Consider the following 21,794-nt stretch of genomic DNA (forward strand, 5'->3'; position numbering starts at 1 on the left):
TCGGCAGACGGCTGATCAGAGACTGCCCTTGGTCGATGGAATCTGTCCCGCCGCGCGTTCGTCGAGTTCGACGGCCATGCGCAGCGCGCGGCCGAACGCCTTGAACACGGTCTCGACCTGATGATGCGCGTTGATGCCGCGCAGATTGTCGATATGCAGCGTCACGCCCGCATGGTTCACGAAGCCGCGAAAGAATTCGATGGTGAGATCGACATCGAAATTGCCGATGCGCGCCCGCGTGAACGGTACATGGAATTCGAGTCCCGGCCGGCCCGAGAAGTCGATCACGACGCGCGACAGCGCCTCGTCGAGCGGCACATACGCGTGACCATAGCGGCGAATGCCCTTACGCTCGCCGATGGCCTTCGCCACCGCCTGCCCGAGCGTGATGCCGGTGTCTTCGACGGTATGGTGATCGTCGATATGGAGGTCGCCATGCGCTTCGATTTCAAGATCGAACAGGCCGTGACGGGCAATCTGATCGAGCATGTGATCGAGAAACGGCACGCCGGTGGCAAGCTTCTGCTTGCCGGTGCCGTCCAGATCGAGCTTCACACGGATCTGCGTTTCGCTGGTGTTGCGAACGACTTCCGCAATGCGCATGGTGTTTCCTTGAGACTTTTCGAAAATGAGGTTTAGTTGAGCGCGAGCTTTTTTAGCGCCGCGAGCATGTGCGCGTTCTCTTCGGCCGTTCCGACCGTCAATCGCACGCAGTTCGAGAGCAATGGGTGCATTTTACTCACGTTTTTCACCAGAACCCGCGAAGTGAGCAGGGTTTCGAACGCGAGCGCCGCGTCGGGCACGCGCACGAGCAGGAAGTTGCCCGCGCTCGGATAGACGGTCATATCGGGCAGCGCGGCGACTTGGCGCGCGAGATCGGCACGCGCCTCGCAGAGCGCGGCGGCTTGCGCGTCCAGCACATCGAGATGATCGAGCAGGAAATCGGCGGTGGCCTGTGTCAGCACGTTGACGTTGTACGGCGGGCGCACCTTGTCGAACTGCGCGATCCACGCGGGCGGACCGGCCATGTAGCCGAGGCGGATGCCCGCGAGACCGAGCTTCGAGACCGTGCGCATCACGACGACGTTATCGAACTGCGCGGCGCGCGGCATCCATGTTTTCGCGGCGAAGGGCTGATACGCCTCGTCGATCACGACGAGGCTTTTCGTCGCCGCCGCGATCACGCGTTCGATGTCGGCGTCGTCGTAGAGCGTGCCGGTCGGATTGTTCGGATAGGCGAGATAGACGAGCGCGGGCGCGTGCTCTTCGATGGCGGCAACGAGCGCGTCGGCATGGAGCGTCAAATCGGCATTGAGCGGCACGCCGATGAATTCGAGATGCGCGAACGCCGCCGACAGTTGATACATGACGAAGCCCGGCACCGGCGCGACGACCTTCGCGCCCGGCTTCGCACACGCGACCGACATCATGCTGATCAGTTCATCGGAGCCGTTGCCGAGCAGGACGTCGCACGCAGGCGGAACGTGCATCGCGCGCTTGAGCTTCGCGATCAGGTCCGCCGGCCGCGGCGACGGGTAACGGTTCAGCGCGACGCCCGCGAGATGCGCGCCGAGCTGTTGCGCGAGCGCGTCGGGCAGCGTGTAGGGATTTTCCATCGCGTCGAGCTTGATGAGGCCCGTGGACTCCGGCACGGGATAGCTCGTCATCGCGAGAATATCGGGACGAATGATGTCGTTCGGTGTGGTCATGGTGCCGCTGTTCGCGCTGGCGGCGGCTCTCAGGCCGCCTCGTTCGATGCAACGGCTCGCTTCAGCCGACGTTTCTCATCCGGTACTCGGCGCTCTTTGCGTGCGCCTGCAAGCCCTCGCCATAAGCGAGTTCCGCCGCGATTTCGCCCAGTGTCTGCGCGCCGTCCGAACTGACCTCGATGATGCTCGAACGCTTCATGAAGTCGTAGACGCCGAGCGGCGACGAAAAGCGCGCGGTGCGCGACGTCGGCAGCACGTGATTCGGGCCGGCGCAGTAGTCGCCGAGGCTTTCGCTCGTGTAGCGGCCGAGGAACATGGCGCCCGCGTTGTGAATCTGCGCCGCCCATTGATGCGGGTCGAGCGCGGAAATTTCGAGATGCTCCGGCGCGATGTCGTTGGCGATCGCGCACGCTTCGGCCATGTCCTTCACCTTGATGAGCGCGCCACGGTCTTCGAGCGAGCGCAGGATGACGTCGCGGCGCGGCATGGCGGGAAGCAATTCGACGATCGCATCCTCGACGCGCTGAATGAACGCCGCGTCCGGGCACAGCAGAATGGATTGCGCGAGTTCGTCGTGCTCGGCTTGCGAGAAGAGATCCATTGCGACCCAGCGCGGATCGGTGGTTGCATCGCAGATCACGAGAATTTCGGACGGTCCCGCGATCATGTCGATGCCGACCGTGCCGAACACACGACGCTTCGCCGAGGCCACATACGCGTTGCCCGGACCGCAGATCTTGTCGACAGCCGGCACGGTCTGCGTGCCGTATGCAAGCGCGCCCACTGCCTGCGCGCCGCCGATGGTGAACACGCGGTCCACGCCGCCGAGCAGCGCGGCTGCGAGCACGAGCGGATTCTTCACGCCATCGGGCGTGGGCACGACCATCACGATTTCCTTGACGCCCGCGACGCGCGCCGGAATGGCGTTCATGAGCACCGACGACGGATACGCCGCCTTGCCGCCCGGCACGTAAATGCCCGCGCGATCGAGCGGCGTGACCTTCTGGCCGAGCACCGTGCCGTCGGCTTCGGTGTACTGCCAGCTATGGCTTCCGCACTCGATGCGCTGCTTTTCGTGATAGCCGCGCACGCGCGCAGCGGCCGCTTCGAGCGCCGCGCGGCGCTTCGGCTCCAGCCCTTCGAGCGCGGCTTCCATCTCGGACGCGGGCAATTCGAGCGCCGCGACGCTGTCCGCTTTCAGGCGATCGAACTTGTTCGTGTAGTCGAGCACGGCTTCGTCGCCGCGCGCTTTCACGTCCGCGAGAATCTGCGCGACGGCGCGCTCGATGGCTTCGTCCTCGCTCGCTTCGAACGCGAGCACCGCGCGCAGCGCCTTCTGGAACCCATCGGTGCTGGAATCGAGCTTACGAATCTTGATAGACATGCTGGTTTCCGATTGTGCTGTGGGCGGCAGGCGCAACGCGGCCGCCCTAGTTGTCCGTTCCGGCCGAGGCGCGCTCGAACGCGTCGAGATAGGGTTTCAGCGCCGCGCGCTTCAACTTGAGCGCCGCCTGATTCACCACCAGTCGCGACGAAATCTCCATGATCTCTTCCACTTCGACCAGGTTGTTCGCGCGCAGCGTGCCGCCGGAGCTCACCAGATCGACGATCGCATCCGCGAGGCCGACGAGCGGCGCGAGTTCCATCGAACCGTACAGCTTGATGAGATCGACGTGAACGCCCTTCGCCGCGAAGTGTTCGCGCGCCGTCTCCGTGTACTTGGTCGCGACCCGCAGCCGCGCGCCCTGCCGCACCGCGTTCGCGTAGTCGAAACCGGCCTTGACGGCCACCGACATCCGGCAGCGCGCAATGTTCAGATCGACCGGCTGATACAGACCGCCGCCGCCATGTTCGATGAGTACGTCCTTGCCCGCGACGCCGAAATCCGCTGCGCCATATTCGACGTACGTCGGCACGTCGGTGGCGCGCACGATGATCACGCGCAGGTTCGGGTTCGTGGTCGGAAGAATCAGCTTGCGCGAGCTTTCCGGATCTTCGGCGACCTGCACGCCCGCTGCGGCGAGCAGCGGCACGGTTTCCTCGAAGATACGCCCTTTCGAGAGCGCGAGCGTGAGGGGCGCGCTCGCCTCGACGGACGACGACGTCTGCGGCAACGCGCTCATTGCTCGCTCCCGCTTCCCTTGATGCGGCGAACGTTCGCGCCGACCGCGGTCAGCTTCGACTCCATGCGGTCGTAGCCCCGGTCCAGGTGGTAGATGCGGTCGATCAGCGTTTCGCCGTCCGCGCACATCGCCGCGATTACGAGACTGGCCGACGCGCGCAGATCGGTGGCCATGACCTTCGCGCCCGACAGTTGCGCGACGCCGCTCACGAGCGCCGTATTGCCATCGACCGTAATGCTCGCGCCCAGACGATTCAGCTCCTGCACGTGCATGAAGCGGTTTTCGAAGATGGTCTCGACCACTTGCGACGTGCCGCTCGCAATCGCGTTGAGCGCCATGAACTGCGCCTGCATGTCGGTCGGGAACGCGGGATATTCCGACGTGCGGATGTTCACGGCTTCCGGACGCTTGCTCATGCGCACGCGCATCCAGTCTTCGCCCTCTTCGATGGACACGCCCGCTTCGCGCAGCTTGGCCGTGACCGCGTCGAGCAGCGACGGGCTCACGTGACGCAGCGTGACATCGCCGCCCGCCGCCGCGACCGCGCACAGGAACGTGCCCGCTTCGATGCGGTCCGGCACCACGGCGTGACGCGCGCCATGCAGCTTTTCGACGCCCTGGATGACGAGCCGGTCCGTGCCGATGCCTTCGATCTTCGCGCCCATCGCGACGAGCAGATTCGCGAGGTCGCTCACTTCCGGCTCGCGCGCCGCGTTTTCGATGATCGTTTCGCCGTCGGCCAGCACCGCTGCCATGAGCAGATTCTCGGTGCCCGTCACCGTGATCATGTCGGTGACGATGCGCGCGCCTTTCAGACGCTTGGCGCGCGCTTCGATGAAGCCGTGCTCGATGTTGATCTCGGCGCCCATCGCCTGAAGGCCCTTGATGTGCTGATCGACCGGACGCGCGCCGATTGCGCAGCCGCCCGGCAGCGACACCTTCGCTTCGCCGAAGCGCGCGACGAGCGGCCCGAGCACGAGAATCGACGCGCGCATGGTCTTCACCATCTCGTACGGCGCGACGAGGTTATGCACCTTCGACGCGTTGAGCGTCACGCGGCCGTCCGTCATGGCTTCGGACTGCACGCCCATCTGGCGCAGCAGTTCGAGCGTGGTACGCACGTCCTTCAGGTTCGGCACGTTCGACAGATGGACGTCGTCGGCGGTGAGAAGGCTCGCGCACAGAATCGGCAAAGCCGCGTTCTTGGCGCCCGATACGGTGATTTCACCGGAGAGCTTCGCGCCCCCCGTAATGACGAGTTTGTCCATGGTTGCTTGTCCTTCGACCGAGCGTGCTGCTGCGGAGCCGGATTCGGCGCCGCGGTTATCTTGAATGTTCCGCACTCTGTGCTGCCTGGTTCTGCTGCTTCTGCCGGCCGGGCCGGGTGTTGCTAGCTGTTGCTGAGGGTTGGGCCTGTGACCTGCATGGCTTCGCCGAATGGATTCAGGCCGATTTCCATTCGTCGGGGGTGAGGGTTTTCATGCTGAGCGCATGAATCTCCTCGCGCATGCGCTCGCCGAGCGCCGCGTAGACCAGTTGATGACGCGCGATCAGGCGCTTGCCGACGAACGCATCGCTCACGATGGTCGCGAAAAAATGCTGGCCGTCGCCTTCGACTTCGAGATGCTGGCACGACAGACCGCCAGCGATGTAGTCCTTCACTTGCTCCGGAGTCGGCAACATGGGATGTCTCCTTGAGATTTAGTGACGCAGCTTGTAGCCGCTCGCGAGCAGACGCACGGCGATCAGCGCGAGCACGACCAGAAAGCCGCCGACGATGCACAGGCTCAAAAGCGGGTTGACGTCCGACGAGCCGAAAAAGCCGTAGCGGAAACCGTCGATCATGTAGAAGAACGGATTTAGATGCGACACCGCGCGCCAGGTGGGCGGCAGCGAATGCGTCGAATAGAAGACGCCCGACAAGAACGTGAGCGGCATGATCAGGAAGTTCTGGAACGCGGCAAGCTGATCGAACTTGTCGGCCCAGATGCCCGCGATCAGCCCGAGCGTGCCGAGAATGGCCGAGCCGAGCATCGCGAACGCAATGATGTAGATCGGCGCGGAGAAAGACATCGGGATGAACCATATCGTCACGATGAAGACGCCGAGCCCGACGCACAAGCCGCGCACCACCGAGGCGAGCACGTAGGCGAAGAACATTTCCCAATGCGCGATGGGCGGCAGCAGCACGAACACCAGATTGCCGGTGATCTTCGACTGGATCAGCGACGACGAACTATTCGCGAACGCGTTTTGCAACACGCTCATCATGACGAGGCCGGGCACGAGAAAGCTCGTATAGCCGACACCCGGATAGACCTGCACATGCCCGGACAGCGCGTGACCGAAGATGGTGAGATACAGCAGCGCGGTGACGATAGGTGCGAGCACCGTTTGAAACGACACCTTCCAGAACCGCAACAGCTCCTTGTAAAACAACGTCTGGAAGCCGCTCATGAAAGCCCCTCGACCATGTCCGGCTCGTTCATGACCTGAAGGAACACATCTTCGAGGTCGGCTTTGCGGACTTCAATTTCATCGAACGCGCAGCCCGCCGCGCGGCATTTCGCGAGGATGGGCTCGACTTCGTCGTAGCTCGACAAGCGCAGCAGGTGCTGCGCGCCGGATACCGCGTGAGGATCGACTTCCAGCGAGCGTAGTTCGGCCGGCAGCACGCCGCTCGAAAAGCGCAGATACAGCTGCATGCCGGCGAAACGCTGCAACAGCGCGCTCGTGCGTTCCAGCGCGACGATTTCGCCACGCCGAAGCATCGCGAGGCGGTCGCAGAGCGATTCGGCTTCTTCGAGGTAATGCGTGGTCAGCACGATGGTATGCCCCTCGCGATTGAGGCGCGAGATGAACTTCCAGAGCGTCTGCCGAAGCTCGACGTCCACGCCGGCTGTCGGTTCGTCGAGCACGATCACGGGCGGCCGGTGCACCAACGCCTGCGCGACCAGCACGCGGCGCTTCATGCCGCCGGACAGCGCGCGCGTGTTGACGTCGGCTTTCTCGGTGAGATCGAGGTTCGCCATGACCTCGTCGATCCAGTCGTCGTTATTGCGCAAGCCGAAATAGCCGGACTGGATGCGCAGCGACTCGCGCACGGTGAAGAACGGATCGAACACGAGTTCCTGCGGCACCACGCCGAGCGAGCGGCGTGCCGCGCGGAAATCGCTGACGACGTCGTGACCGCGCACGCTGATCGTGCCGCTATCGGCGCGCGCCAGTCCCGCAAGAATGCTGATCAACGTGGTCTTGCCCGCGCCGTTCGGGCCGAGCAGGCCGAAAAACTCGCCCTCTTCGACCGTGAGGCTCACGCCTTTGAGCGCCTGCAGACTCTTATAGCTCTTCCGGACGTTTCGGATTTCTATGGCTGACATTGACAGTGCGCGCGCCTCGTGCGGCCGCGCCTCGATTGTGCGGATTACGCGTGACGGACCCGTGCTCGCTCGAAAAGGGGCCGGGGTCGGGCGCGAAAAAACGTTTGATTATAGGGCAAAGCCGGTAGACCCGACGTCGGAGCGATCCTGTTTGCGGCGGCTTTCACGCCGCCACGCCTGAAAAGAGCAGTCAGGACAGGATCAATGTCGGAAGGTAAGCAGCGTGTCGACGCCATAGGCTTGCGCGAGACTGGCAAGCCCGGAGGGAAGGTTGACGACACCGAGCGCGGCGCCGCGCGCGGTGGCCGCGCGCTGCCATGCGAGCAGCACGGCGAGCGCGGACGAATCGAATTGCCGCAGCGGCGCGCAGTCGACTTCCGTCGCGCCAGCGGCGATGCGCGAAAGACCCGCTTCGAGCGCGGCCTTCGCGCTCTCGTGAGTCAGGGACGCGGCCGTCTGGAAACGGCCGCCAGTGCCGAGTGCGCTCACGACGAAGCCTTGCCGCTCGCGAGTTGCTGGTTGCGCTGCGTGAGGAATTGCAGCAGGCCATCGACGCCGTGTTGCGAAATCTGCTCGTTGAACTGCTGTTGATACGCCTGAATCAGCCATGCGCCGAGCACGTTGATGTCATACACGCGCCAGCCTTGCGGCGTCTTGTAGAGGCGATAGTCCAGTTCGACCGGCTGGCCGTTGTTCATCACCACGGAGCGAACGACGACATCCGTATCTTCCGGCGATGCGCGGAACGGCTTGTACTGGATCGTCTGATTGCGGACTTGGCTGAGTGCGCCCGAATACGTGCGGATCAGCAGCATCTTGAATTGCTCGACGATCTGCTTTTGCTGTTCCGGCGTGGCCGAGTTCCAGTTGCGGCCCATCACGAGGCGCGTGGTGCGCGAGAAGTCCGTGTACGGCAGGATCTTCTGGTTGACGAGTTCGGTGATGTGCTGCACGTCGCCCGACTGCAGCTTCGGGTCCGATTTGATCTGATCGAGCACTTGCTGCGTGACGGTCTTGATCATTGCGTCGGGCGAGTTTGTGTCGACCGATTGCGCGGACGCCGCGCCGCAGAACGCCATCAGCATGGCAAAGATAGGAAGCAGAAAGAGTTTTTTCATCGCAGACCCTGCAAAAGAAGTGGCTTGGATTGGAGTGCGCCGCTTGAACCAAGTTCAGACTGCGCACCGGCCAATCTGTGATAAACGCTGTCAATCATGTTACCGCGCGTTAGTGCAAACGCGCTCAACGCAAGCGGAAGGAAGGGAAGCCGGGCGGCGCACGCGGCGGCACGTACTGATTGCCCGGCACCGTTGCGTTCCCCGAACTCGCGGCGTTCGGCGTGGCAGCAGTTCCCGAAGCAGGCGCCGCGCCCGACGCGCCCTGCGCCGCGGCCGGCGGCACCGCGGTTGCCGATGCACCCACCGCGCCGCCCGCGCCTTCAGGCTCTGCGTAAGTCGGCAGCGGCGCTTCGTCGTAGTTCGGCATGTTGCCGGTACTGCCGTCGTTGTCGCCGCCGATCAGATACTGGCGACGCTGCAAATACGCGTTACGCACGAACGAGTACTTGTCGAGGGCGGCGTCGGCGAGCACGTCGGTCGCGCCGAGCAGGTTCGCCCGCGTGTTGATGAGGTTCACGCCATACAGCGCCCAGCTCACGGAATCCGGCCTGACGTACGTCAGCGGACTGCCGAAATAATCGACGACGAGTCCGCTCGTATCGCGCACCGTGCTCGGCCCGAGCAGCGGCAAAACAAGATACGGACCTGCCGGAACACCGTAGTGACCGAGCGTCAGGCCGAAGTCGCCCGAGTGCTTCGGCAGCTTGGCGACCGTTGCCACGTCGAAGAGGCCGCCGACGCCGAACACCGTGTTGATCGCCACGCGCATGATGTCGGAGACGCCATCCGCGATCTTCAACTGCAGCAGATTGTTCGCCGCGATGTACACATCGCCGATATTCGAGAAGAAGTTGGTGACGCTGTTGCGCACCGGCTCCGGTACGCCCCACACATAGGCTTTCGCGACCGGCTTCAGCGCGAACTGGTCCACCTTGTCGTTGATGGTGAACATCGTCCGGTTATAGCTTTCCAACGGATCGCCCTTCGTGGGCGTCGTCACCGTTGCGCAACCGGCGAGCGTGACCACCGCCGCCGAGACAAGCACGCGCCGCAACGCCATCGCGTACATAGCTTCTCCTTATTGAGCCGAGCCGGATGCCGCGCTCGCGGCCGACGCGCCCGAAGCCGCAGTTGCGGCGGGTGCGGCCGTTGCGCCCATTGCGCTTGCCGCGCCGGGGAACGCCGGCGCCGGCGCGGCAGGCGTGCCTGCCTTCGACGCGCCGGAATCCGCCGCCTTGTTGTAGAGGAATTGGCCGATCAGGTTTTCGAGCACGACAGCCGATTGCGTCATCGTGATGGTGTCGCCGTTCTTGAGCATCTGATCGTCGCCGCCCGGCTCGAGGCCGATGTACTGCTCGCCGAGCAGACCCGAGGTCAGGATCTTCGCCGACGAATCTTTCGGAAACTGATACTGCTTGTCGATATCGATGGTCACGACCGCCTGGTACGTGTTCGCGTCGAAGCCAATGGTGCCGACGCGACCGACCGTCACGCCCGCGCTCTTGACCGGCGCGCGCGGCTTGAGGCCGCCGATGTTGTCGAACTTGAGCCGTACCGCGTAGGTTTGCTGGAACGACAGGGAACTCATGTTGCCGGCCTTGAGCGCGAGAAACAGCAGCGCCACGAAACCGAGCACCACGAAGAGGCCGACCCAGAAGTCGAGAGCAGTCTTTTTCATCGTCTTTCCAAAGAGAATCTTGTCGCGGAATGCGCGTGACGGTCTGTACCCTTCACAACGCCCACGCCCTCGCGAGCGCCCGCGCGTGGGTCCATTAGCTGAACATCAACGCGGTCAGCAGGAAATCGAGGCCGAGCACGGCGAGCGACGCGTACACGACGGTCTTCGTGGTCGCGCGCGAGACGCCTTCCGGCGTCGGCCGGGCTTCGTAGCCCTGGAACAACGCGATGAACGTCACCGCGAAACCGAACACGACGCTTTTCACGACGCCGTTGCCGACATCGCGCCAGACATCCACGCCGCCCTGCATCTGCGACCAGAACGCGCCGGAATCGACGCCGATCAGCAGCACGCCGACCACATAGCCGCCGATCACGCCGACCGCGCTGAAAATGGCCGCGAGCACCGGCATGGCGATGATGCCCGCCCACATGCGCGGCGCGACGACGACCTTCATGGGGTCGACCGCCATCATTTCCATTGCCGTGAGTTGCTCGCCGGCCTTCATGAGGCCGATTTCCGCCGTCAGCGACGTGCCCGCGCGCCCCGCGAACAGCAGCGCCGTGACCACCGGCCCGAGTTCTCGCACCAGCGACAGCGCGACGAGCAGCCCGAGCGCCTGTTCCGAGCCGTAGCGATTGAGCGTGTAATAGCCCTGCAACCCGAGCACGAAGCCGACGAACAAGCCCGACACCGCGATGATCACCAGCGAATAATTGCCGACGAAGTGGATTTGTTTCGTGACAAGCCGCGGGCGGCGCAGCAACGGGAAAAATTCGAGCACGAGGCGCACGAACATGCGCGCCGCGTAACCGGCGGTGCCGAAGCCGTCGAGCACCCAGCGTCCGAGCGCGCTGATCATGCCTTGCCTCCGATGCCGAAATCCGCCGCGAGGTTCTGGCTCGCGTAGTGGAACTTGAACGGGCCGTCCGGCGTCCCGTCGATGAACTGGCGCACGGTCGGGTCCTGCGACGCGCGCAGTTCAGCGGGCGTGCCTTCGGCGTGAATGCCGCCGTTGGCCACGAAATACACGTAATCCGCGATGGCGAACGACTCCGGCACGTCGTGCGAGACGAGGATGGACGTGGCGCCGAGCGCGTCGTTGAGCGTGCGGATCAGCTTCGCGGTGATGCCGAGCGAGATGGGATCGAGGCCGGCGAACGGCTCGTCGTACATCATGAGTTCGGGATCGAGCGCGATGGCGCGCGCGAGCGCCACACGCCGCGCCATGCCGCCCGAGATTTCCGACGGCGCAAGATCACGCGCGCCGCGCAATCCGACGGCGTTCAGCTTCATGAGGACGAGATCGCGGATGAGCGCCTCGGGAAGGTCCGTGTGCTCGCGCAGCGGAAACGCGACATTCTCGAAGACCGTCTGGTCGGTGAACAGCGCGCCGAACTGAAACAGCATGCCCATTTTCCGGCGCAGCGCGTAGAGCCCGTCACGCGTCTGCGCGCCGACGTCCTGCCCGCCGTACAGCACCTGGCCGCGGCTCGCCTTGACGAGACCGCCGATCAGCCGAAGCGTCGTGGTCTTGCCGCAGCCCGAGCCGCCCATGACCGCGACGACCTGACCGCGCGTGAAGCGCATGTTCAGGTTCGACAGGACGAGCCGATCGCCGTAACCGAAGTCGACGTCGCGTAGCTCGAGCAGAGTCTCAGAAGAGGCTGGCACTGGGTAACAAGTTCCGTTGACGCAAAACGCCGCATTATAGGGCCTGCGTGCAATCGGTGCTTTGCCTAGTGCTTGACGCCTTGTTTTTTCGGAACTGTCAGCATTGACCCGCAAAGTTCTGTTGCAGCGACGAGACCGCCAGCGCCGTGTCCGGCGCCTCGGTGACGGCGCGCACGACCGCCGCGCTGCCGACGCCAGTCGCGAGCACATCGGCGATCACCGTGCCGTCGATTCCGCCAATCGCGACGAGCGGCACGCGGCCGCCGAGCAACTGCACGTAGCGGCGCAGACGTGCGAGCCCTTGCGGCTTCGTCGGCATGACCTTGGTCGTCGTCGGGAAGACGGCGCCGAGCGCGAGGTAGCTCGGCCGGAAATGCAGCGCGCGCAGCATTTCGTAGTAGCCGTGCGTCGAGAGTCCGAGGCGCAGGCCGGCGCGCGCAATCGCGCTTAGGTCGGCGGTCTGCACGTCTTCCTGTCCGAGATGCACGCCGTATGCGCCCGCCGCAATGGCCTCGCGCCAGTGATCGTTGATGAAAAGCCGCGCCTGATGCCGACGCCCCGCCGCCACGGACCGCTCGATTTCGCGCCGAAGATCGTCGGCGTCGGCGCTCTTGCGGCGCAGTTGCGCCGTGACGACGCTCAGATCGAGCACGCGCTCGACCCATTCGGCACTCGGCAGCACGGGATAGAGGCCGAGCGCGCCGGGGCACGACGGGAAAGCCGGCTCGGGCGCGGGCGGAAGGTCGCTAACGCGCGGGAAGCGCGCGAAATCGACGGGCCATGCGTCTTCTTTCGACTCGTCGCCGGTGCGCCAGGCGAGCGCCAGAACGAGCGCATCGTGCGGCTCGAAGTTGCAGTCCAGAAACGCAGCGAGCGCGGCGAGCCAGTCGTCGGACCGCTCGCCGTCGAGCACGAAACGCTCGCCGTTGCGCGTCAGCGTCACGCGCGCGCCCTGCGCTTCGAGCACGGACGCGCCGTTCGGAAGCGCGACGGCATCGGATTCGTGCGATTCCGTGAGCACGATCAAATCCCGCGCGCCCGGCGATTCGGGCGCGGTCAGGCAGATGCGCCAGCGCGTCGACGCGGCGGGCCAGTCGCCGAGCCGCGCACGGATGCGCTCCGCGACTTCCACGAGTTCGTCCGCCGGCGGCCAAAACACTTCGCGATCAAGCAGGCTCATGCCGCGCCTCCGTCCTGATGCCAGAACGGCATGCCGACAACCGGCGTGCTCGCCTGCGCGCTGTCGCGCTCGGCCATCGGACCGGCGAGAAACGCGCTGCGCCCGGCTTCGACGCCCAGCGCGAACGCACGCGCCATCTGCGGCGGAAACGTGGCCTGCGACACCGCCGTGTTGAGCAGCACGCCGTCGAAGCCCCACTCCATCACCTGACACGCGTGCGACGGCACACCGAGGCCCGCATCGACGATCAGCGGCACGTCCGGCAGCCGCTCGCGCAAGGTGCGCAGTCCGTAGGGATTCGTCACGCCCTTGCCCGTGCCGATGGGCGCGCCCCACGGCATCAGGGCTTCGCAGCCGGCGTCGAGAAGACGCCGGCCGATCACGAGATCTTCCGTGCAGTAGGGCAGCACCTTGAAACCGTCGCGCACGAGCCTGGCCGCTGCTTCGACCAGGCCGATCGGATCGGGCTGCAGCGTGTAGTCATCGCCGATCAGTTCCAGCTTGATCCACGGCGTGTCGAACACTTCGCGCGCCATGCAGGCGGTGGTTAGCACTTCGTCCACGCTCTGGCAGCCCGCCGTGTTCGGCAACAGCGCGACGCCGTGGCGCTTGAGCACGTCGAAGAAGCCGGCTTCGCCCGTCTCGGACTGGCGGCGCAGCGCGACCGTCACCATGCCGGGGCGCGCGGCGTCGATGGAATCGGATAGCGATTGCAGCGACGGATAGCGCGACGTGCCGAGCAGCACGCGGCTCGGGAACGACTGGCCGTACAGCGTGAGGGCGTCGGCGGTCTGTGTGGTCATGATGGAATCCTTCGTGTGTTCAGCCGCCCGCGACGGGCGAAACGACGTCGAGCTTGTCGCCGGGCGCGAGCGTCTTCGTGCCGTGCTCGCCGCGCGCGACGAACTGGCCGTTGAGCGCCACCGCGAACGGCGGCTTCGCGCCGAATGCGGCCAGTGCGTCGGTGACGGTCGCGGCATCGGGCAACGTGAACTCGCGCTGATTGATGTGGATGTTCATGTGTCTGTCTCTGATTGCTGTCACGCGGGCACGGCGGCGAACGCGCCGTGCAGCAGCTCGGGCCATCGCGCATCGCTGCGGAACTGCGCGAAAGAAGCGGCGTCGCGCACCGTTGCGCCAATGAGCGCATCGGCGAGCGCGCACGCGGCATCGGCGACTTCGGGCGCGATCATGAAGCCATGCCGATACAGCCCGTTCACGCGCAGCGTGCGCGCGCCGTCCCAGACAATCGCCGGACGATGATCCGGCAGCGTCGGCCGGCATTGCGCGCTAAGTTCGAGAATGCGCGCTTCGCCGAAACCCGGATGGACTGCGAACGCCGCGCTCAGCAATTCGAGCGCCGAGCGCACGCTGACGGGCGACATGTCCTCGCCCTCGACTTCGGTCGCGCCGATCACGTAGACGTCGTTCTGCTTGGGCGCGATGTAGAGCGGATAGCGCGGATGCAGCAAGCGCACCGGCCGCGCGAGCCCGATGCCCGGCGCGTGTACGCGGGCCACCTCGCCGCGAATGCCGCGCAGCGCGGGCCACGCGGACTTGCCGCCGAGCCCGCGGCAATCGATGATCCAGCGCGCATCCGGCATGGCATCGACAGGCGTGTTCCAGTGCGTTTGCACGCCGCGCGCCGCCAGCCCCGCAGCCAGCGCCTTGAGCGCCTGCCGGTTGTCGAGCTGGCCTTCGTGCGGCAACAGCCAGCCCTGCGCGAAGCGCGAGCCGAGCGCGGGTTCCGCGCTCGCGACCTGCGCGCCCGCGAGCTTCACGAAACCGCCGTCGAGCAGCGCAGCCGGGGCGTTCGCGCGCAGCCGTCGCTCGAAAAGCGGCGCTTCCGCGCGATCCGCGCCGTGCCACACGACGAGCGTGCCGTTGCGCTGGAAGAAAACGGGCGCGGGCAATGCCGCGAGCACGTCCGGCCAGCGCGCGAGCGACGCCGCGCCGAGTTCGACGACGAGCGGCTCCGCGCTCGTTGCTTCCGCGAGCGGCGCGAGCATGGCTGCGGCGACCCACGCGGCCGACTGCGAGCCAGCTTCGTCGCCACGCTCGTAGAGCGCGACGCCATGCCCCGCGCCTGCAAGCTGCCACGCGACGAGCCGCCCGACGAGCCCGCCGCCGATGACGGCGAAATCCGGCCGGCGCGCGACGCCCTGTTCGATGCTGTTCACAATCCGATGTCTCCCCATCCGGTCGCTCGCATTGCCTGACACGCGCAAGGCGATGCCGACCGTCGCCGCGCAGAGCGGCATACCGATTGACTAACGCGACGAATCAGCGGAGGAGGGACTGGCACGGCGTCCATCGGACGCACCGAGCGGAAGAGGAAGACCGGAAGCAACTGGAGGAAAGGCGCGATGAACGCGCGTTCTCCGGAAACTTCCCTCGCCGGTATTACCCGGATCGGGTGCAAAGGGTCTCTCTCAGCCTCGCGGCGCCGGCCACCGTTGCCGGTGACGATGCGCGCGAAGCACCCCTGTTTCGTCGCAGATCATTAGAGCATAAAAGGCGAAGCGGCTGCAAACCGGGATTGCCCGCGCGGGCGCGCGGCTTCGCTTGTACCGCTTCGGTCGCGCGCGGCGGCACTCTGGCACAATGCCCCGAACACCAGTTCGCCGAACGATCGGACCGGATTAAGCGACAGTTAAGGCAGCATCACAACAATCTGCTGCGAACCGGGAGCCCGCTGCGCGCAGCCCCGGCAGCAACACCGTCTCAACCCACCGGAAACATCCGGCGCACCCGCAGGAACGTCATGGTCAATTCGAACCCCGAAAACACGCAGCAAAAGGCGGATCAGGTATCGGCGTGGAGCCTCATCAAGCCGTACTGGGTCTCGGAGGAGCGCGGCATCGCGTGGGGACTGCTCGTCGCGATCATCGCGATCAACATGACCGTCGTGTGGATCAACGTCCGGCTCAACAGCTGGAATGCGGACTTCTATAACGCGCTGCAGAACAAGAACGTGCGCGACTTTCCGCACTTGCTGCTGATCTTCACGGCGCTCGCGTTCGCGTACATCCTGCTCGCCGTCTACGGGCGATATCTCCGGCAAATGCTCGCGTTCCGCTGGCGGCAATGGCTGACCAATCGGTATCTCGAACAATGGCTCGGCGACAAGGCGTTCTACCGAATCGAGCGCGACCGGCTCGCCGACAACCCCGACCAGCGTATCAGCGACGACCTGCAATCCTTCGCGACGACCACGCTTTCGCTGTCGCTCGACCTGCTTTCGACGCTCGTCACGCTCGTCACCTTCATCACCATTTTGTGGACGCTCGCGGGCGCGTTGACGCTGACGCTCTTCGGCAAGCCGCTCGTCATTCCCGGCTACATGGTGTGGGCCGCCGCGCTGTACGCGATTCTCGGCTCGCTCATCATCCAGAAGGTCGGGCATCCGCTCGTGTCGATCAACTATCAGCAGCAGAAGGTGGAGGCGGACTTTCGCTTCGGCCTGATTCGCGTGCGCGAGAACGCCGAGCAGATCGCGTTCTACGACGGTATCGCCACCGAAACCGCGAACGCGAAGGGCATCTTCCAGCGCATTCGCGACAACTGGTGGCTCATCATGAAGTACACGAAGCGCATGACCTTCGTGCTGTCGTTCTACGGGCAGATCGCGATCATCTTTCCGATCATGGTGGCGGCGCCGCGCTACTTCGCGGGCGCGTTTTCGTTCGGCGTGCTGATGCAGATTTCATCGGCGTTCGGCACCGTCAGCGATTCGTTTTCCTGGTTCATCAACAGTTACTCGACGCTGGTGGAATGGCGCGCCACCGTCAACCGTCTGCGCGAATTCAAGCGCGTCATGCGCTCGACGCACATTCGCGAGGAAACGTCGCCTGCGACGGAGCGCGGCGGCATCAACCTGCACTACACGAGCACGCAGTCGCTGACGACGACCGGCCTCATGCTCGCGCTTCCCAACGGCACGCCGCTCTCGCGCGTGGCGGACGTGTCGGTCGAGCCGGGGTCGCGCTGGCTGATCGTGGGGCCGTCGGGTTCGGGCAAGAGCACGTTGATGCGCGCGCTCGCGGGACTGTGGCCGTTCGGCGATGGCACCATCGACGCGCCCGTCGATGCCAGGCTCATGTTCGTGCCGCAGCAGAGCTATCTGCCGATCGGACCGTTGCGCGCGGCGCTGTCGTATCCGTCGCCGGGCGGAACGTTCAGCGACGACGCATTGCGCGAAGCCTTGCGCTCCTGCAATCTCGAAGCGTATGGCGACCGGCTGGACGAAAGCGCGCACTGGGCGCGCAGCCTGTCGCCGGGCGAGCAGCAGCGGCTGGCTGCGGCGCGCGTGCTGCTGCACAAGCCGGACTTCGTGTTCCTCGATGAAGCGACGAGCGCGCTCGATGCCGAGAACGAGCTGCATATCTACAACACGCTGGTCGAGCGGCTGCCGAAGGCGGCGATTCTGAGCGTCGCGCACCGCGAGTCGGTAGCGATGTTCCATGATTACAAGATCGAGATCGAGCGGGCGATGGCGGAGGTTTGACGTTTTTTTCGCTTTGGGTCTGTTTTGAGGAGCCGCACGGGTGATTCTTCATCTGTGCGGCTTTTTTCTTTCGCGCCGATCGCATGACGAGCCGATACGGGCTGAGATCGACAAGCGCGATGGGCTGACTATGCCTGCTACGGAAGGCGACTATTTCGCCAAGCGTCATGGAGCGCAACGTTTTTTCGCATCGACTTTTCGATTCCACAGGTAACATAAGCAGTCCTTCTGATGAAGTCGTTGCGATCCCCGCCATATGGATCGCAATCAAGCTGTCCGAGTGTCCAGATGAACAGTGAAGATCGAACTCACGCACGGTCCAATGATTTAAACGCGCTCGAGTTGCAGTTTCGTCGAAATCTAGCGAATGCCCCCGAGTCGCCGTCAGCAAACAACAACCTTGGCCTCGTCTTGCGGCAGCTCGGACGAACACCCGAAGCCGTGCCGCTTCTTAAGAAAGCCGCAGCACTCAAGCCGGAGTCACCGGACATCGCATTCAACCTCGGTCTCGTCTTGCTGGAATCCAGGCTCTACGCCGACGCGGAGACGGCGTTTCGTCACGCGCTTGCGTGCCGGCCGAACTTCGTTCAGGCAGAGCATCTGCTCGGGAAGACGTTGATGTATCTGGCCCGCTGGGTCGAGGGGGAAGAATCGCTCCGAAAGGTGATCGCAACTGCGCCCGACAATTCGGACGCGCATTACATGCTTGGCAACTCCCTGCACATGCGAGAGCAACTCGACGAATCCGAGGCGGTGTTGCGTCGCGGAGTGACGTTGGACCCCGAATCGTTCGAAATGCGGATGGAAATGGGCGCAGTGTTGCAGGAGCTGAACCGCCTCTCCGAAGCTGAAGCCGAGTATCGGCAGGCATTGAAGCTTCGGCCTGACAGCGTTCGCGCACAGTTCGCACTTTCCGGTCCCTTGCTGAAAACAGGGCATTACCAAGAGGGACTTGCGCTCTATGAGGCACGTCATGTCGAGTCGCAGGAATGGATTGATTGGACCGGCGAATTTGCTTTCGCCGCTCAGTCGCGCCTGGCCATCGCCCTGTGGCGCGGCGAACCGCTCGATGGAAGGTCTCTGCTGATCGTGCCGGAGCAAGGGCTCGGCGATGCCATCCAGTTCGCGCGTTTCATCCCGTTGCTCAAGTCGCAAGGCGTGGGGAAGTTGACTGTCGCGTGCGCGCCATCGCTTGTGCGGCTTTTTCAGTCGATCGGCGGTGCCGATGCGGTCATCGACGCGACCGTCGCGCTTCGGTTCGAAGAGTACGACTATAAGTGCTACATGATGAGCATGCCTTTCCTTCTCGGCACGACGCTCGACACCATTCCGGCACAGGTGCCCTATCTCAGCGCGCCAGCCGGGGGAATCGAATACTGGAAGCAGCGAATGAACGCGGACGTGCCGGGCGCTCGGCTCAGAGCAGGCGTCGTGTGGGGCGGGTCGCCGGAGCTGGGAACGGTGAGGCACGGCCCAGCCGAGTTCCACGCCGACCTGCGCCGCTCCATCCGGCTGACGGCTTTCCTTCCGCTCCTCGAGGTTGCCGGTGTGACCTTCGTCAGCTTGCAGAAGGGACCGCCGGAGGTGCAACTCAAGGACATCCCGGACCACGTGCGTCCGCTGAACCCGATGGCTGATGTCGCAGACTTCGCCGATACGGCGGCCATCATCGAGAATCTAGATCTCGTCATTACGGTCGATACGTCGGTGGCGCATCTGGCGGGCGCGCTCGGCAAGTCGGTATGGATTCTTTCGCGCTTCGAAGGCGAGTGGCGCTGGCTTCACGAACGCGACGACTCGCCGTGGTATCCGAGTGCGCGCATCTTCCGGCAGAAGCAACGCGGCGATTGGAGCGGAGTTATTGCGCGTGTTGCGCGTGAACTGCGCGCGATCGCGGATGAGGGAGGGACGGCGTTGCGATGACGCGGTAGTCGCCGGGACACATGTGCCGGGACGCTTCGTTCACGGATCGCGCGCAAGACGGATACATGCGCCTGTCTGCGCGAGCCTGTCAGATATTCCGTGTGCCAAGGTCATGAGACGATAAGGGAAAGTAACATGACTGAAGCAACCATGACCCAGAAGCGCAAACCTCCGAAGACCCCGAAACTGTTCTCCGACGAATTGATCGGATCGAGACGGTCTATCCGGCCGCGCAGATCCAGACCTGCATCGTGCACTTGATCCGCAATTCGCTGACGCTGGCGAGCTGGAAGGACCGCAAGCCGCTGGCTGCGGCTATCAAGCCGATCTACCAGCCGCCGAGGCGGCGGCAGCGGCGCTCGACGCCTTTGCCGGCAGCGAGTGGGGCCGCAGATTTCCGACTATCGCGGCGATGTGGCAGCGTCAATGGGAGCAGGTGATTCCCTTTTTCGCCTATCCGCCCGAGGTGCGTCGAATCGTCTACACAACCAATGCGATCGAGAGCATGCACATGCAGTTGCGCAAGATCGTCAAGAACCGGGGCCACTTCCCGAGCGACGAGGCGGCCAGCAAACTGCTCTATCTGGCCTTGCGCAACATCGAGAAGGACTGGAAGATGCCACCTATCACCTGGCGACAAGCCGTTGCACAGTTCGCCATTCTGTTCGGCGAGCGATTCACCAGCGCCATCAGCTGAGATTTGTTAACCGGCCTCGGCACACAAGATTTCGGACAGGTCCGTCTGCGCCATCGAAGTCTGTCTCCGGCGTCGAGATTGCCAGCGCATCGGTTTCCGTTTTGTGCGTGACTCCATGAGCAAAACTTAGGCGCCAGGAAGCAAGAGAATTAGACGGCGAATGAAGCGTCGCGCAGCCTGAGCGCGTGAATAGACCGCGACAGATCAGGCAGGCATTACCGGACCGTAGCAAACAAAACGGACAACCAAACAGGTTGTCCGTTTTGTCTTTCCGCTACCGCCCCACCTACCTCGGCAACTCACTACTCCCCATCAAATACGCATCCACCGACCGCGCGCACTGACGCCCTTCGCGGATCGCCCAGACGACGAGCGACTGCCCGCGCCGCATATCGCCCGCCGTGAACACCTTGTCCACCGACGTGTAATACGCCTTGTCGCCTTCCGTCGAGGCACGCACGTTGCCGCGTGCGTCCTTGTCCACGCCGAACGCTTCGAGCACCGGCGAGAGCGGCTGCGTGAAACCCATCGCGAGCAGAACCAGATCCGCCTTCATCTCGAACTCGGAGTTCGGCACTTCCTGCATCTTGCCGTTCTTCCACTCGACGCGCGCCGCGATCAGCTTCTCGACCTTGCCGTTCTTGCCTTCCAGACGCTTGGTCGCGACAGACCAGTCGCGCTCGCAGCCTTCCTCATGCGAAGACGACGTGCGCAGCTTGATCGGCCAGTACGGCCACACGAGCGGCTTGTTCTCTTCCTCCGGCGGCTGCGCGAGCAACTCGAACTGCACCACGCTCTTCGCGCCATGACGGTTCGACGTGCCCACGCAGTCCGAACCCGTATCGCCGCCGCCAATCACGACGACATGCTTGCCCTTCGCGACCAGTTGATCGGCGACCTTGTCGCCCGCGTTGACCTTGTTCTGCTGCGGCAGAAATTCCATCGCGAAATGAATGCCTTGCAGCTCGCGCCCCGGCACCGGCAAGTCGCGCGGCGTTTCCGAGCCGCCCGCGACCACGACCGCGTCGAACTGTTCCTTCAGCTCTTCCGGCGTGATCGTTTCCTTCGCCGTATTGCCGATGTGCGACGGAATCGCATCGCGGCCGACGAACACGTTCGTGCGGAACGACACCCCTTCCGCTTCCATCTGGCGCATGCGGCGGTCGATCAGCCACTTCTCCAGCTTGAAGTCGGGGATGCCATAGCGCAGCAATCCGCCGATGCGGTCGTTCTTCTCGAACACGACGACATCATGTCCCGCGCGCCCCAGTTGCTGCGCGACCGCGAGCCCTGCCGGACCGGAACCCACGACGGCGACCTTCTTGCCCGTCTTGTGCTTCGGCGGCTGCGGCGCGACCCAGCCTTCTTCCCACGCCTTGTCGATGATCTTGCGCTCGATCGACTTGATGCCGACCGGATCTTCGTTGATGCCGAGCGTGCACGCCGCCTCGCACGGCGCCGGGCAAATGCGGCCCGTGAACTCCGGGAAGTTATTGGTCGAATGCAGCACGTCGATCGCGGTCTTCCAGTCCTGGCGGAACACGAGATCGTTGAAGTCGGGAATGATGTTGTTGACCGGACAGCCGTTGTTGCAGAACGGAATGCCGCAATCCATGCAGCGTGCGCCTTGAACCTTGGCGTCGTCGTCGGTCAGCGCGGCGACGAATTCCTTGTAATGCTTGACGCGGGTCAGCGGTGCTTCGTACGCCTCGTGACGGCGTTCGAACTCGAGAAAACCGGTTGCCTTGCCCATATCTTTCTCTGTATTGAGTGAGGATCGCGCTCTCCGATGCCTTTTCACCGGA

At 64.2% G+C, this 21,794-nt stretch carries 21 protein-coding genes, 1 pseudogene and 1 riboswitch; of the genes and pseudogenes, 3 read left to right on the forward strand and 19 right to left on the reverse strand.

The genetic code is table 11. The annotated features are described in order from the left end of the window. Positions 1-15 precede the first annotated feature (15 nt). The 18 genes from hisB to GV035_RS22505 form a co-directional block, all read right to left on the reverse strand. On the reverse strand, positions 16-603 hold the full coding sequence (gene hisB / locus GV035_RS22420; RefSeq protein WP_159837122.1) for an imidazoleglycerol-phosphate dehydratase HisB: 588 nt from the start codon (positions 601-603) through the stop codon (positions 16-18). A gap of 32 nt (positions 604-635) precedes the next feature. Beyond that, positions 636-1,709, reverse strand: a complete 1,074-nt coding sequence (gene hisC, locus GV035_RS22425) for a histidinol-phosphate transaminase (protein ID WP_159837123.1) — start codon at positions 1,707-1,709, stop codon at positions 636-638. A 61-nt stretch (positions 1,710-1,770) separates the two neighbouring features. Further along, complete coding sequence (gene hisD, locus GV035_RS22430; protein WP_159837124.1) at positions 1,771-3,093, reverse strand: histidinol dehydrogenase; 1,323 nt, start codon at positions 3,091-3,093, stop codon at positions 1,771-1,773. Positions 3,094-3,139: 46 nt separating this feature from the next. Next, the gene (gene hisG, locus GV035_RS22435) at positions 3,140-3,832 is read right to left on the reverse strand and encodes an ATP phosphoribosyltransferase (RefSeq protein WP_159837125.1); all 693 of its coding nucleotides are present in this window, start codon (positions 3,830-3,832) and stop codon (positions 3,140-3,142) included. Beyond that, positions 3,829-5,100, reverse strand: coding sequence for a UDP-N-acetylglucosamine 1-carboxyvinyltransferase (gene murA, locus GV035_RS22440; RefSeq protein WP_159837126.1), 1,272 nt, complete (start codon positions 5,098-5,100; stop codon positions 3,829-3,831). The genes hisG and murA overlap by 4 nt, the downstream gene beginning before the upstream one ends. Before the next feature lie 175 nt (positions 5,101-5,275). Further along, the gene (locus GV035_RS22445) at positions 5,276-5,515 is read right to left on the reverse strand and encodes a BolA family protein (RefSeq protein WP_035506651.1); all 240 of its coding nucleotides are present in this window, start codon (positions 5,513-5,515) and stop codon (positions 5,276-5,278) included. A gap of 18 nt (positions 5,516-5,533) precedes the next feature. Then, entirely contained in the window at positions 5,534-6,289 is a 756-nt protein-coding gene (locus GV035_RS22450) for an ABC transporter permease (protein ID WP_159837127.1), read from the reverse strand. Further along, complete coding sequence (locus GV035_RS22455) at positions 6,286-7,212, reverse strand: ABC transporter ATP-binding protein (RefSeq protein WP_159837128.1); 927 nt, start codon at positions 7,210-7,212, stop codon at positions 6,286-6,288. The genes GV035_RS22450 and GV035_RS22455 overlap by 4 nt, the downstream gene beginning before the upstream one ends. A gap of 201 nt (positions 7,213-7,413) precedes the next feature. Further along, on the reverse strand, positions 7,414-7,701 hold the full coding sequence (locus tag GV035_RS22460) for an STAS domain-containing protein (protein ID WP_159837129.1): 288 nt from the start codon (positions 7,699-7,701) through the stop codon (positions 7,414-7,416). Next, positions 7,698-8,330, reverse strand: coding sequence for an MlaC/ttg2D family ABC transporter substrate-binding protein (locus GV035_RS22465; protein ID WP_159837130.1), 633 nt, complete (start codon positions 8,328-8,330; stop codon positions 7,698-7,700). Before GV035_RS22465 ends, GV035_RS22460 begins: the two co-directional genes overlap by 4 nt. Before the next feature lie 124 nt (positions 8,331-8,454). Then, positions 8,455-9,399, reverse strand: coding sequence for an MlaA family lipoprotein (locus GV035_RS22470; RefSeq protein ID WP_159837131.1), 945 nt, complete (start codon positions 9,397-9,399; stop codon positions 8,455-8,457). Between the two features lie 9 nt (positions 9,400-9,408). Next, positions 9,409-10,008 carry an outer membrane lipid asymmetry maintenance protein MlaD gene (mlaD, locus tag GV035_RS22475; RefSeq protein WP_159837132.1) on the reverse strand — a complete coding sequence of 200 codons (600 nt, stop codon included), beginning with the start codon at positions 10,006-10,008 and terminating at the stop codon, positions 9,409-9,411. Positions 10,009-10,102: 94 nt separating this feature from the next. Continuing rightward, the gene (mlaE, locus tag GV035_RS22480; protein ID WP_159837133.1) at positions 10,103-10,870 is read right to left on the reverse strand and encodes a lipid asymmetry maintenance ABC transporter permease subunit MlaE; all 768 of its coding nucleotides are present in this window, start codon (positions 10,868-10,870) and stop codon (positions 10,103-10,105) included. Continuing rightward, positions 10,867-11,682, reverse strand: a complete 816-nt coding sequence (locus GV035_RS22485; RefSeq protein ID WP_159837134.1) for an ABC transporter ATP-binding protein — start codon at positions 11,680-11,682, stop codon at positions 10,867-10,869. The genes mlaE and GV035_RS22485 overlap by 4 nt, the downstream gene beginning before the upstream one ends. 97 nt (positions 11,683-11,779) lie before the next feature. Next, positions 11,780-12,862: a thiamine phosphate synthase gene (thiE, locus tag GV035_RS22490; RefSeq protein ID WP_159837135.1), complete on the reverse strand. Its 1,083-nt coding sequence runs from the start codon at positions 12,860-12,862 to the stop codon at positions 11,780-11,782. Beyond that, the gene (locus tag GV035_RS22495) at positions 12,859-13,665 is read right to left on the reverse strand and encodes a thiazole synthase (protein WP_159837136.1); all 807 of its coding nucleotides are present in this window, start codon (positions 13,663-13,665) and stop codon (positions 12,859-12,861) included. The genes thiE and GV035_RS22495 overlap by 4 nt, the downstream gene beginning before the upstream one ends. A 19-nt stretch (positions 13,666-13,684) precedes the next feature. Further along, on the reverse strand, positions 13,685-13,882 hold the full coding sequence (gene thiS / locus GV035_RS22500) for a sulfur carrier protein ThiS (RefSeq protein ID WP_159837137.1): 198 nt from the start codon (positions 13,880-13,882) through the stop codon (positions 13,685-13,687). A 20-nt stretch (positions 13,883-13,902) separates the two neighbouring features. Further along, a complete protein-coding gene (locus tag GV035_RS22505; protein WP_159837138.1) occupies positions 13,903-15,060 on the reverse strand; it encodes an FAD-dependent oxidoreductase in 1,158 nt (385 codons plus the stop codon). 174 nt (positions 15,061-15,234) lie between these two features. Then, a riboswitch (TPP riboswitch) is annotated at positions 15,235-15,359 on the reverse strand. A gap of 267 nt (positions 15,360-15,626) precedes the next feature. On the opposite strand from GV035_RS22505, the gene GV035_RS22510 reads away from it, so the two are divergent. From GV035_RS22510 to GV035_RS22520, 3 genes and pseudogenes are all read left to right on the forward strand, one after another. Continuing rightward, complete coding sequence (locus GV035_RS22510; RefSeq protein WP_159837139.1) at positions 15,627-17,369, forward strand: ABC transporter ATP-binding protein/permease; 1,743 nt, start codon at positions 15,627-15,629, stop codon at positions 17,367-17,369. Between the two features lie 231 nt (positions 17,370-17,600). After that, positions 17,601-19,292 carry a tetratricopeptide repeat protein gene (locus GV035_RS22515; protein WP_159837140.1) on the forward strand — a complete coding sequence of 564 codons (1,692 nt, stop codon included), beginning with the start codon at positions 17,601-17,603 and terminating at the stop codon, positions 19,290-19,292. A gap of 212 nt (positions 19,293-19,504) precedes the next feature. Further along, a pseudogene (locus tag GV035_RS22520) lies at positions 19,505-19,989 on the forward strand (transposase); the annotation flags it as partial. 286 nt (positions 19,990-20,275) lie between these two features. On the opposite strand, the gene GV035_RS22525 reads toward GV035_RS22520, so the two are convergent. Continuing rightward, on the reverse strand, positions 20,276-21,742 hold the full coding sequence (locus GV035_RS22525; RefSeq protein ID WP_159837141.1) for a glutamate synthase subunit beta: 1,467 nt from the start codon (positions 21,740-21,742) through the stop codon (positions 20,276-20,278). Positions 21,743-21,794 lie beyond the last annotated feature (52 nt).

Source organism: Burkholderia sp. 8Y, assembly GCF_902506145.1.
Lineage (GTDB): Bacteria > Pseudomonadota > Gammaproteobacteria > Burkholderiales > Burkholderiaceae > Caballeronia.